Annotated in this window: 10 protein-coding genes; 4 read left to right on the top strand and 6 right to left on the bottom strand. The window is 72.8% G+C overall.

Annotated elements, in window-relative coordinates; genetic code table 11:
* On the bottom strand, positions 1–1,020 hold a 1,020-nt coding region (locus EF918_RS25220), incomplete at its 3' end, for an acyl-CoA dehydrogenase family protein (RefSeq protein ID WP_125650792.1).
* Between the two features lie 4 nt (positions 1,021–1,024).
* On the bottom strand, positions 1,025–2,212 hold the full coding sequence (locus EF918_RS25215; RefSeq protein ID WP_125650790.1) for an amidohydrolase family protein: 1,188 nt from the start codon (positions 2,210–2,212) through the stop codon (positions 1,025–1,027).
* Positions 2,213–2,372: 160 nt separating this feature from the next.
* Here EF918_RS25215 and EF918_RS25210 point away from each other — a divergent pair, with 160 nt between their 5' ends.
* Positions 2,373–3,905 carry a class I adenylate-forming enzyme family protein gene (locus tag EF918_RS25210; RefSeq protein WP_125650788.1) on the top strand — a complete coding sequence of 511 codons (1,533 nt, stop codon included), beginning with the start codon at positions 2,373–2,375 and terminating at the stop codon, positions 3,903–3,905.
* Between the two features lie 887 nt (positions 3,906–4,792).
* Here the strand turns inward: EF918_RS25210 and EF918_RS25205 are convergent.
* Positions 4,793–5,314: an EF-hand domain-containing protein gene (locus EF918_RS25205; RefSeq protein WP_125650786.1), complete on the bottom strand. Its 522-nt coding sequence runs from the start codon at positions 5,312–5,314 to the stop codon at positions 4,793–4,795.
* A 277-nt stretch (positions 5,315–5,591) separates the two neighbouring features.
* Here EF918_RS25205 and EF918_RS25200 point away from each other — a divergent pair, with 277 nt between their 5' ends.
* Together EF918_RS25200 and EF918_RS25195 are read left to right on the top strand one after the other, a co-directional pair.
* Positions 5,592–6,155: a sigma-70 family RNA polymerase sigma factor gene (locus tag EF918_RS25200; RefSeq protein ID WP_125650784.1), complete on the top strand. Its 564-nt coding sequence runs from the start codon at positions 5,592–5,594 to the stop codon at positions 6,153–6,155.
* Positions 6,152–7,384 carry a zf-HC2 domain-containing protein gene (locus EF918_RS25195; protein WP_125650782.1) on the top strand — a complete coding sequence of 411 codons (1,233 nt, stop codon included), beginning with the start codon at positions 6,152–6,154 and terminating at the stop codon, positions 7,382–7,384. The genes EF918_RS25200 and EF918_RS25195 overlap by 4 nt, the downstream gene beginning before the upstream one ends.
* Positions 7,385–7,458: 74 nt before the next feature.
* Here the strand turns inward: EF918_RS25195 and purU are convergent, their stop codons facing one another.
* Positions 7,459–8,331 (bottom strand): formyltetrahydrofolate deformylase, encoded by an 873-nt coding sequence (purU, locus tag EF918_RS25190; RefSeq protein WP_125650780.1) that lies wholly within the window; start codon positions 8,329–8,331, stop codon positions 7,459–7,461.
* Positions 8,332–8,345: 14 nt separating this feature from the next.
* Positions 8,346–8,792 (bottom strand): hypothetical protein, encoded by a 447-nt coding sequence (locus EF918_RS25185; protein WP_125650778.1) that lies wholly within the window; start codon positions 8,790–8,792, stop codon positions 8,346–8,348.
* A 180-nt stretch (positions 8,793–8,972) separates the two neighbouring features.
* On the opposite strand from EF918_RS25185, the gene EF918_RS25180 reads away from it, so the two are divergent.
* Positions 8,973–10,244 carry an ABC transporter substrate-binding protein gene (locus EF918_RS25180; protein ID WP_125650776.1) on the top strand — a complete coding sequence of 424 codons (1,272 nt, stop codon included), beginning with the start codon at positions 8,973–8,975 and terminating at the stop codon, positions 10,242–10,244.
* Positions 10,245–10,251: 7 nt separating this feature from the next.
* Here EF918_RS25180 and EF918_RS37200 read toward each other — a convergent pair whose 3' ends face one another.
* Positions 10,252–11,328, bottom strand: a complete 1,077-nt coding sequence (locus tag EF918_RS37200) for a hypothetical protein (protein ID WP_260610643.1) — start codon at positions 11,326–11,328, stop codon at positions 10,252–10,254.
* Positions 11,329–11,409: the final 81 nt, after the last annotated feature.

The following is an 11,409-nucleotide window of genomic DNA, read 5'->3' as shown; positions in this document are numbered from 1 at the left end:
GTCCAGCACCAGCGCGTCCGCGCCGAGCACCTCGGCGGCGGTGTCGTACAGCTCCTGACGGGCGTGGGAGTAGCGCAGCTTGAACACCGAGCCGCCGACCCCCGGCACCCCGCCCGGGGCCCGCTGCGCCTCGCTGACGTTCCACTGGGTGAGCCGCCACAGCGCGCCGAACTCCGCGTGCAGCCGGCCCAGCCGGCGCCGCAGCACCGGATCGTCCCAGCGCCCGCTGCGCCGGGCGGCCCGGGCCAGCTCGCCCAGCACCCGGCGGCAGGCCACGACCTCGCCGACGAAGGCGGTGCCGCGCTCGAAGGACAGGGTCACCATGGTCACGCGCCAGCCGTCGTTCTCGTCCCCGACCCGGTTGCCCAACGGTACCCGGACCTCGTCGAGGAACACCTCGGCGAACTCGGTGGACCCGGCGAGCGTGCGCAGCGGCCGTACGGTCACCCCGGGCGCGTCCATGGGCAGCGCCAGCCAGGTGATCCCCCGGTGCTTGGGGGCCCCGGGGTCGGTGCGCACCAGCAGCTCGCACCAGTCGGCGACCTCGGCGTGCGAGGTCCAGATCTTGGAGCCGGTGACCACGTACGCGTCCCCGTCGCGCACCGCCCGGGTGCGCAGGGAGGCGAGGTCGGAGCCGGCGTCCGGCTCGCTGAAGCCCTGGCACCAGATCTCGTCGCCGCGCAGGATCGGCGGCAGCCAGCGGTCCCGCTGCTCGGGGGTGCCCTCGGCGGCGATGGTGGGTCCGGCGTGCAGCAGTCCGACGAAGTTGGCGCCCACGTACGGCGCCCCGGCCCGCTCGGTCTCCTCCAGGAAGATCAGCCGCTGGGTGGGCGAGGCGTCCCAGTGCAGGTCGGCGTAGCCGGCCTCGTACAGGGCGCGCTGCCAGCCGGTGTCGTGGGCGCGCCGGCCGGGCCAGTCGTCGGGCGAGGGCTTGGGCGGCAGCTTCGGCAGCGCTCCGGCGAGCCACTGCCGCAGCCGCGCCCGGAACTCCTCCTCCTGCTCGGTGTACGTCAGGTCCATCGGCTCAGACCAGGTCCAGGCCGAGCATCCGGATCGCGTTGCCCCGCATCAGCTTGTGGACGGTCTCCTCGTCCAGGCCCTTGACGTGGTCGAGGGCGACCTCCTTGGTGTGCGGGAAGGTGGAGTCGACGTGCGGGTAGTCGGTCTCGAAGGTGGCGTTGTCGCGGCCGACGACGTCGAGCGAGGCGATGCCGTGCTTGTCGCGGAAGAAGCAGCAGAAGATCTGCCGGTAGTAGTACGTCGACGGCGGCTCGGGGATCAGGTCGCGGACCCCGCCCCAGGCCCGGTGCTCGCGCCACACGTCGTCGGCGCGCTCCAGGGCGTACGGGATCCAGCCCATCTGGCCCTCGCTGTAGGCGAGCTTGAGCCGCGGGAACCGGACCAGCACCCCGCTGAAGAGGAAGTCCATCATCGAGGCCATCGCGTTGTTGAAGCTCAAGGAGGCCTGGACGGCGGGCGGAGCGTCCGGAGAGGCGGCGGGCATCTGCGAGGAGGACCCGATGTGCATGTTGACCACCGTCCCGGTCTCCTGGCAGACGGCGAAGAACGGGTCCCAGTAGCCGGAGTGGATGGACGGCAGGCCCAGGTAGGTCGGGATCTCGGAGAAGGTGACGGCCCGGACCCCGCGGGCGGCGTTGCGGCGGATCTCGGCGACGGCCAGGTCGATGTCCCAGAGCGGGATGATGCACAGCGGGATCAGCCGGCCGCCGCTGTCGCCGCACCACTCCTCGACCATCCAGTCGTTGTACGCGCGCACGCAGGCGAGGGCGACCTCCTTGTCGTGGGCCTCGGCGAAGGTCTGGCCGCAGAACCGCGGGAAGGTCGGGAAGCACAGCGAGGCCTCGACGTGGTTGAGGTCCATGTCGGCCAGCCGCGCCTTGGGGTCCCAGCAGCCGCGCCGCATCTCCTCGCGGGTGATGCCCTCCAAGGTCATGTCGTCGCGGTCGAAGCCGACGGCGGCGATGTTGCGCTTGTACGGGAACTTCAGGTCCTCGTAGATCCACCAGTCGGTCGGGGGGCCGTCCGGGTCCATGGTGATCTGGTACTTGCCGCCGACGTACGCCAGCTCACCGATGCCGGCCGTGACGGCTCGGGGGCCGCGGTCCCGGTACTTGGCCGGCAGCCAGGTGTCGAAGAGGTGGGCGGGTTCGATCACGTGGTCGTCGACGCTGATGATCCGGGGCAGTTCCATGGATTCCCCTCACCTGGTTCCTGACGCGGGCGCGACAGGCCGTTTCTGATGGATCGTCAGAAATAAGCTAGCCCCGCCACCCCTGGACCGACAAGCGGCAGCGCCCTACGCTCTCCAGTCGATCTGACGCTCCGTCAGCACTGGAGGTCCTGTGTCCCCGATGTCCGCACCCGAGGAGCTCAGCGGCTCCCCCACCCTGTGGTCCCTGGTCGACCGGCGCGCCGCACTCAGCCCGGACACCCCCGCACTCGTCGACGCGGACACCGGCCGCACCCTGACCTTCGGGGCACTGCGCGACGGCGCCGAGCGGGTCGCCGCGGGCCTGTACGACCGGGGGGTGCGGCCCGGCACGGTGGTGGCCTGGCAGCTGCCCACCCGGATCGAGACGGTGCTGTTCTCGGTCGCCCTCGCCCGGCTCGGCGCGGTCCAGTCCCCGGTGATCCCCTTCTACCGCGACCGGGAGGTCGACTTCGCGCTGCGCGCGTCCGGCGCCGAGTTCTTCGCCGTACCCGGCACCTGGCGCGGCTTCGACCACACGGAGATGGCCCGCCGGCTCGGCGCGCGCGGCGTCCTGGAGGCCTACGCCGACCTGCCCGAGGGAGACCCGGCGGTCCTGCCCGAGCCGCCCGCGGACGGGACCGCGGTCCGCTGGATCTACTGGACCTCGGGGACCACCTCCGACCCCAAGGGCGTGCTGCACACCGACCGCTCGCTCCTCGCCGGCGGTTCCTGCCTGGCCCACGCGCTGCGCCTGGAGCCCACCGACGTCGGCTCGATCGCCTTCCCGTACGCGCACATCGGCGGCCCCGACTACCTGGTGATGCTGCTGCTGTACGGGTTCCCGGCGGTGCTGTTCGAGAAGTTCGCGCTGCCCGAGGCCCTGGCCGCCTACCGCCGGCACGGGGTCACCGTCGCGGGCGGCTCGACCGCCTTCTACGCGATGTTCCTGGCCGAGCAGCGCAAGGCACCGGGCCCGAAGCTGATCCCGTCGCTGCGGCTGCTGGCGGGCGGGGGCGCGCCCAAGCCGCCGGAGATCTACCACGCGGTGGTCCGCGAGCTGCGCTGCCAGCTCACGCACGGCTACGGCATGACCGAGGTCCCGATGATCACCATGAACTCGCCGGAGGACACCGCCGAGCACCTGGCCACCACGGAGGGGCGGCCGCCGGCGGGCATGTCGATCCGCATCACGGACCCGGACGGCAAGCCGGTGCCGGCCGGCGTGGAGGGCGAGGTGCGGCTGCGCGGCGAGGCCGTGTGCCGGGGGTACCTGGACCCGGCGCAGACCGCGGAGGCGTTCGACGCCGAGGGCTACCTGGTCACCGGCGACCTCGGCCGCCTGACGGAGCAGGGGCACCTGGTGCTGACCGGGCGGCTGAAGGACGTCATCATCCGCAAGGGCGAGAACATCTCGGCCAAGGAGATCGAGGACCTGCTGCACCGGCTCCCGGGCGTGGCCGACGCGGCCGTGATCGGCCTGCCGGACGCGGAGCGGGGCGAGCGGGTGTGCGCGGTGGTCGAACAACCCCCGGGCGCCACCCCCCTGACCCTCCCGGACATCACGTCCCACCTCCGCGAAGCGGGCCTGTCCCCGCACAAGCTCCCGGAACAACTGGAACTGGTCCAGTCCCTGCCCCGCAACGAAACGCTCCGCAAAACCCTGAAGTACAAACTCCGAGAACAATTCACCTGACCGGTGAGGTGCCGGGCCACCCCGAAGGGGAGCCCCTCCGGGGCGCTCGGCCCGGTCGAAGCCCAGCCCTTCAGGGGCGCGAGGAACTGCGCGACCAGCCACGGACGACCTGCGGCCCGCAAACCACCCACGCCCCCACGGCAACGCCGGCACGCGACACCGCCGCGGGGGTCACCGCCGCCCGGCGACCGCAGACCGTCACTGGCCGAGCGCGCAGTTCCCCGCGCCCCCCGAAGGCCGGGCTCCGGCCCTGGCCCGGACAAAGCCCAACTCCCCCGGGATCCCAGGGCGAAGCCCAGGCCCTTCAGGGGCGCGAGGAACTGCGCGACCAACCACGGACGACCCGCGGCCCGCAAACCACCCACGCCCCCACGGCAACGCCGGCACGCGACACCGCCACAGGGGCCACCGCCGCCCGGCGACCGCAGACCGTCACTGGCCGAGCGCGCGGTTCCCCGCGCCCCTGACAGGCCGGGCTCCGGGCCTGGCCCGGACAAAGCCCAACTCCCCCGCGATCCCAGGGCGAAGCCCAGGCCCTTCAGGGGCGCGAGGAACTGCGCGCTTGGCCACGGACGACCTGCGGCCCGCAAACCACCCACGCCCCCACGGCAACGCCGGCACGCGACACCGCCACAGGGGCCACCGCCGCCGCGGCGACCGCAGACCGTCACTGGCCGAGCGCGCAGTTCCCCGCGCCCCCCGAAGGCCGGGCTCCGGCCCTGGCCCGGACAAAGGTCAGTTCCCCGCACCCCCGGAAGGTCGGGCTCCGGGGCTGGCCCGGACAGAGGTCCGCTCCCTGCGCGCCGGGAAGGCCGGGCTCCGGGGCTGGCCCGGGCGAGGCGGCACTGGGGGCGCGGCTTCGGGTCGGGTCGGGGGCGCCGGAGGTGCTACGCGTCGGGGAGGGCGACGCCGCAGTACGTGGCGAAGGCCGTCAGGAACTCGGGTTCCGTGATGCGGCCGTCCCCATCCGCGTCCAGCGACCGGGCCACCGCCTCCGCCAGGTCCGGCGCGGTGCCCAGCACCCGCAGGACCCTGGCCGTGGCCTCCCGCGTCGGTCCGGCGCCGGCGCCGTCCCAGGCGACGGCGATCACCGCGTGCAGGAACGGCCGGGCGATCTCCGCGAAGCCCTGCGGGTTGTCCCGCAGCCGCTTGACCGCGCCGGTCACGAACTCCTCCCGGGTCACCCGCTGGTCGCCGTCCACGTCGGCGATCCCGGCCAGGCCCTGCCAGAAGGCCTCGGCCCCGTTGAACACGGCCTGGCCGTGCTCGGAGCGGGCCGTGGTACCGAATTCGGCCAGCACCGCCCGCGCGGCGGCGCTGAAGTCCTCCCGGTCGATGTATCCGTTGCCGTCCTGGTCGAAGGTGGCGAATCGGGCGGCGATCTTGCGCTCGTATTCTGCGCTGTCCATCTTCGGCTTCCGCCTTCACATGTGCGGTGGGTTCAGATCAAGACAGGCCGAAGCGTACGGCTTCGGTGGCCTGGACGTTAAGGAAAGACGGCAAGGGGGTGGCCGCATCGAACCCGCGCACGAGGAGCGCGGCGGGGCGCGTCCCGCCCCGCGGCCCCGACCCGGAGTACCCGCGCTAGCACGGGGCGTTCACGTCCGGGGGGAGGTTCCCCCAAAACAGGCGCGAAGGCCCATGTGCCCACTACATTCGTTGGGTCGACACACGGCTGGGGGCACGATGCCTAAGGACGTACCACCGCGCTGGGACCGCCGCATGCAACAACGCCTCGCCCGCGGCGAGGCCGCCGCGCTCGGAGAGCTGTACGACCGCTTCGCCTCCCTGGTGCACAGCCTCGCGCACCGGGTGCTGGGCGACGAGACCGCGGCGGACCGGATCACCCGCGAGGTGTTCGGATACATCTGGGAGAACCCCGACGCCTACGACCCCAAGCAGGGCTCCATGCGCTCCTGGGTGGCCCGCATCACCCAGGGCCAGGCGGTGGCCCGGCTGCGCCAGGCCGAACTGGGCCGCGGCTCGCGCGAGGACCTGGAGCGCAAGGTGGCCACCGCCAACGCCGCCGCCCGCGCCGACTTCATCGTCACCTCCATGCCGGCTCCGCTGCGGGCCGCACTGGAACTGGCCTACTTCAAGCGGCGCGACTACCGCCAGGCCGCCGCCGACCTCCAGATCAGCGAGGACGAGGCCCGCCGCCGGCTGCGCCTCGGACTCCAGCTGCTGTCGACCGCCAACGTCCTCCCGCACGAGGACACCGCACCGCCCGGATACGGAAGTTCTCGATGAACGACCCCGCCGAGTTCCCGGACTCCCCCGACGACGACTTCGAGGTACCGGCCCGGGGCGCCCGGATACCTGGACCGCGCGCGGCGGCGGACGACTGGGCCGTGCTGCCCGCTCCCCCGCCCGCCCCGGCCCCGCCCACGCACGCCGTGCTGAAGTCCCTGCTGGGCGCGTGGGCGCTGTCCGCGTGCTCGGTGGAGGAGACCCAGGCCGTCGAGGACCACCTCACCGAGTGCGCGCCCTGCGCGGAGGAGGCCCTGCGGCTGCGGGACGCGGTCGCGCTGCTGCACCCCGAGGAGAGCCTCGACCTCAAGCCGCTGCTGCGCTCGCGGGTGCTGGAGGACTGCCTGGGCAAGCGTCCGGCGCGGATCCCGGTGCCGGTGTGGGCGACGCCTTACGACACCGAGACGGCCCGGCTGGACGCACTGCTGCAGGACTTCGGCGACTCGGAGTGGCACACCCCGGTGCGGCTGAAATGGTTCGAGGAGGAACGGCGCACCTCGCGCCGGACCACCGTGGCGGGCGTCATCGGCCATCTGCTGACCGTGGACGGGCTCGTCGCGACCGCGCTGGGCCTGGCCGACCCGCTCGGGGCGTACGCGGGCAGCGACCCGACGGCGCGCACCGAGCAGTTCTGGTCCTCGTCGCCGTACCCGGTCACCCGGCAGGTGCGCGAGCCGTGGCGGGAACAGGGCCACACCCTGGTGCGGACGGTGTCGTTCGCCGGCCGCGGGGTGGGCGACCTGAGCGTGGCCTACGGCGACTTCTCGCTGCCGCTGGGCGACGCGTTCCTGGAGCGGGCCTTCGAGTGCTGGGTGCACGCGTGGGACATCGCCGAGGCCGTGGACTATCCGTACGAGCCGCCGTCCGGCGCCCACCTGCACCGGATGATCGACCTGGCGGCCCGGCTGCTGCCCATGGCCCTCGCCGTACGCCGCCGGGGCGGGCTCGCCGCCCCGGCGCAGGAGCTGGTCGCGGCGGGCGCGCCCGGCCGGACCCTGCACCTGGAGATCGAGGGGTCGGGCGGCGGGAGCTGGGACATCGCGCTGGACTCGCCGGCGGCGGCCACCTCGGCGGACCGGACGGTGGCGGAGATCGCCCTGGACGGGCTGGAGTTCTGCCAGCTCGCCGCCGGCCACATCGCCCCCGACGAGGCGGCGGCCGGCCAGCACGGCGACCGCGAGGCCATCCGTGACGTGCTGTACGCGGCGGCCTCCCTCAGCCGGCTGTGATCACCCGGCCGTGAGGCCGGTGCCCGGGCGGCCGTACGACCCGCCCGGGCACCGCACGGGCTGCGCGCCGCGTGCTACGCGAAGACGACCGTGCGGGAGCCGTTGAGCAGGACCCGGTGCTCGCTGTGCCACTTCACCGCGCGGGCCAGGGCCTGGCACTCCACGTCGCGGCCGATGGCCACCAGCTGGTCGGGGGTGACGTCGTGGCCGACCCGCTCGACCTCCTGCTCGATGATCGGGCCCTCGTCGAGGTCGGCCGTCACGTAGTGGGCCGTGGCACCGATCAGCTTCACGCCGCGCGCGTGCGCCTGGTGGTAGGGCTTGGCGCCCTTGAAGCTCGGCAGGAAGGAGTGGTGGATGTTGATGATCCGGCCGCTGAGCTCCTTGCAGAGGGCGTCGGAGAGCACCTGCATGTAACGGGCCAGGACGACCAGTTCCACGTTCTCGGAGCGCACCAGCTCCAGCAGGGCCGCCTCGGCCTCCGCCTTGGTGTCCCGGGTGACCGGAATGTGGTGGAACGGGATGTCGTAGGAGGCGACCAGCTCCGCGAAGTCCGTGTGGTTGGACACCACCGCCGCGATCTCCACCGGCAGCGCCCCGATCCGGGAGCGGAACAGCAGGTCGTTGAGGCAGTGGCCGAACTTCGAGACCATCAGCACGATGCGCATCCGCTCGTCGGACCGGTGGATCTGCCAGTCCATGCGGAACGAGTCGCCGATCGCGGCGAAGCTCGCGCGCAGCTTCTCCAGGGTGACCGGCTCGTCCGCCGAGAAGTGGACCCGCATGAAGAACAGCCCGGTGTCGTGGTCACCGAACTGCTGGCTGTCCTCGATGTTGCAGCCGGTCATGAACAGGTAGCTCGACACGGCGTGCACGATGCCCTGCTTGTCCGGGCAGGAGAGGGTCAGGACGTACTGGTGCGACTGGGGCTGCGGGTCTGCGCTCATGACCCCACAGCCTTTCACACCGAGCGGGTCAGGATCCTCAGCACTTCGAGGGACCGCGGGCGGGCCTCGGGGTCGTCCCCGTCGGCCGTGGCCAGCCGTACGTGCGCCTCCCGGGCGGCGCGGACCGCCTCGGGCCAGCCGTGGTGGTCCAGGTACGCCGAGACGGGCGCGTCCGGGCCCACCTGGTGCAGGATCCGCAGCACGCGCAGGACGGCGACGTCGACGAGGGCGGCCTCCTGGGAGTCCCGGAAGATCGTGCCGACGTACTTCTCGGCGGACCAGCTGTCGAGCCAGGTGTCCTCCACGAGCCGGTACACGGCATCGGTGACGTCCCCGTAACCCTCGGCGCCGGCCAGCCAGGTGTCCTCCTGGAACACCGGATCGGAAAGCATGTGCAGCGCCGAGCGCACATTGCTGCGCCAGCGCCACCACGGCATGTCGTTGAGGGGCATGCCGCCCATGGTGGAGGAGCGACGGCTGCGGCGGGAAGGGTTATTCGAAGCTTGGACGAATGTCACGCTTTCGATCGTACGTTCCCACTCTGACACGATCTTGACAGCCCCGGATGTTCACCTTCCGGTCACGGGATGTTGTGAACTCCCCGCACCGCCGTTACCGGCGGCGCGGAATGGTGCAGATCCATGACCGAAAGGCGACGCACGACTCGACTTCGATCCCTGCTGGCCACGGCGACGGGTGCGTGTCTCCTCGCCGGATGCGGCACCCTTCCCGGATCGGGGGGCTCCGGGAACACCCTCACGGTCGTCACCTTCGCCCCGGAAGGTACGAAGGCCACCAACATGGGGGGCATGACCTCCATGGCCCGCGCCTACGAGCGCTGGGTCAACAGCAAGGGCGGCATCAACGGGCACAAGCTCCGCGTCGTGACCTGCAACGAGCACAACACCGCCTCCGGCGCCGCGGACTGCGCCCGCAAGGCCGTCTCCGAGAAGGCCGTCGCCGTGGTCGGCTCCTACAGCCAGCACGGCCGCGCCTTCATGGCCCCGCTGGAGGCCGCCGGCATCCCCTTCATCGGCGGCTACGGGGTCTCCCCCGAGGAGTTCCAGAGCACCCTGTCCTTCCCCGTGAACGGCGGCCAGCCCGCCCTGCTCGCCGGCGCCGGGCACCAGCTCGCCCGGGCCTGCGACCAGGTCGCCCTGGTCCGCCCCGACACCCTCGCCGGCGACTCCATGCCGGTGCTGCTCAACGCCGGGCTGAAGGCGACCCGCCAGGTCGAGGCCTCCGACATCCGGGCCGCCGAGGACGCCGGCGACTACGGACCCCAGGCCCGCGAGGCCCTGGTCGAGACCGGCCGGACCAAGGACCGCGGCAAGGGCTGCGTCACGGCCGTGCTCGGCGCCCGCACCGAGACGTTCTTCGACTCCTTCCGCCGCGTCGACCAGACCCAGAAGAGGCCCCAGATCGCCTCGGTGCTCGGCAGCGTCAGCCAGGCGCTGGTGGACCGGACCGGCGGCAAGGAGAGTCCGTTCGAGGGCGCGCTGGTCACCGGCTGGTACCCGGTGGCCACGGACCCGCTGTGGGAGCAGATGCGCAAGGTCGTGGCCGAGTACGCCTTCGGCGAGGACGGCGCGGACCCCGCCGACGACGGCACCCAGACCACCTGGATCGCGTACACCGTGCTGAGCGGGATCGTGAAGCAGCTCGGCGGCGAGGACGTCACCGCGCGCAACGTGGCCCGGGCGCTGAACCGCTCCGAGGGCGTCAGCACCGGGGGCCTCACCCCCGACCTGCGCTGGCGCTTCCAGGACCTGCGCGCGGTCGGCGGCTACCCGCGCCTGGTCAACGCCCGGGTCAGCTTCCAGGCCGTCCAGGCCGGCCGGCTGGTCGCCCAGCCCGGCGACCTGCCGACGATGGACATGACCCAGACCCTGGAGGCGGCCCCCCGCGCCTGACGCGCCGCTACAGCTGCGCCTTGTCCCGGGGGGTCAGTCCGTACTGGGCCGCGATCTTGTTCCACAGGGTCGCGGCCGTCTCCTTGGCCCGGGTGGCCTCGCCACTGGCCTTGTTGGCGTCGACCGTGTGACCGGTGGGCCGGGCGTGACCGCCCTTGCAGTCCTTCTTCCGGTCGTCCAGCTCCTCGGCCCAGGCCGCGTAGTGGTTGTCGGCGGCGGCCGAGGACTGCCAGGCCTTGGTCAGGGAGGCGGCGAGCTGGGTGCTGTTCTGGAGCTTGTCGATCTTCAGCTCGTTGAGCCGCGTGACCATCTCCCCGCGCTGCCGCGCGGCCTCCCGCAGGCTGGACGCGGAGTCGTCGAGGCTCTTGCAGCTCTTGATGTTCTCCACGGCGTCGATCACCGTGGACCGGCTGTCGTTGCTGTCCCCGAGCAGCTTGTCCAGCTGGACGGCCTGGGCCCGGGCCGGGTCCACCGGGGCCTCGGCCGCGGACGAGGCCGGTGCGGAGGCCGAACCGGCCGGGGCGGGCGTGCCCGCCGCCGCGGCGGGGTCGTCGTTGCCCGCCTTCCCGTCCCCCAGCAACGTCCCGACCCCGAGCCCGACCACGGCCAGCCCGAACACGGCCGCCGCGATCACGACCGGCGACGGCCGCCGGGCCCCCTCGTCCTGCTCGTACGCCACCGCCCCCTGCCGGGCCGGCGGCACCGCGACCGGCTCGACGATGGGCGGCAACACCTGCGTATGCCCGCCTTCGCTCCGGAACAGGGCGTCGTAGTCACCGGGGCCGGCCGGCACCGGCGGTATGTACTGCGTGGCGGCCTCGGCAGGAGACCCACCGGGAGCCGCCGGCACCGGCGGTATGTACTGCGTGGCGGCCTCGGCAGGAGACCCACCGGGAGCCGCCGGCACGGGGGGAATGTACTGGGTGACGGCGTCGGGGAGGGGTGGGTAGCCGTAGCCGTGGGGGGTGCCGGGGCCCTCGTAGCCCGGGCCCACGACGTGGCCCGGGGGCGGGGCCCACGGTTCGGCCCCGGGCGCCGGTTCCACCGGCCGGCGTTGCTCGCCGCCCTGTCCGCTCTGCGTCACCGGGACTCCTTCACCGACGTACCTGCCTTCGGATTCGTCGGTCACGGTACCCGGTCCCGGGTCCGGGCCCCCACCCCCCAC

Source organism: Streptomyces sp. WAC06614, assembly GCF_003949795.1.
GTDB lineage: Bacteria > Actinomycetota > Actinomycetes > Streptomycetales > Streptomycetaceae > Streptomyces.
Note: the sequence above shows the minus strand (reverse complement) of the source record. Positions and strands in the feature narration are given on the sequence as shown.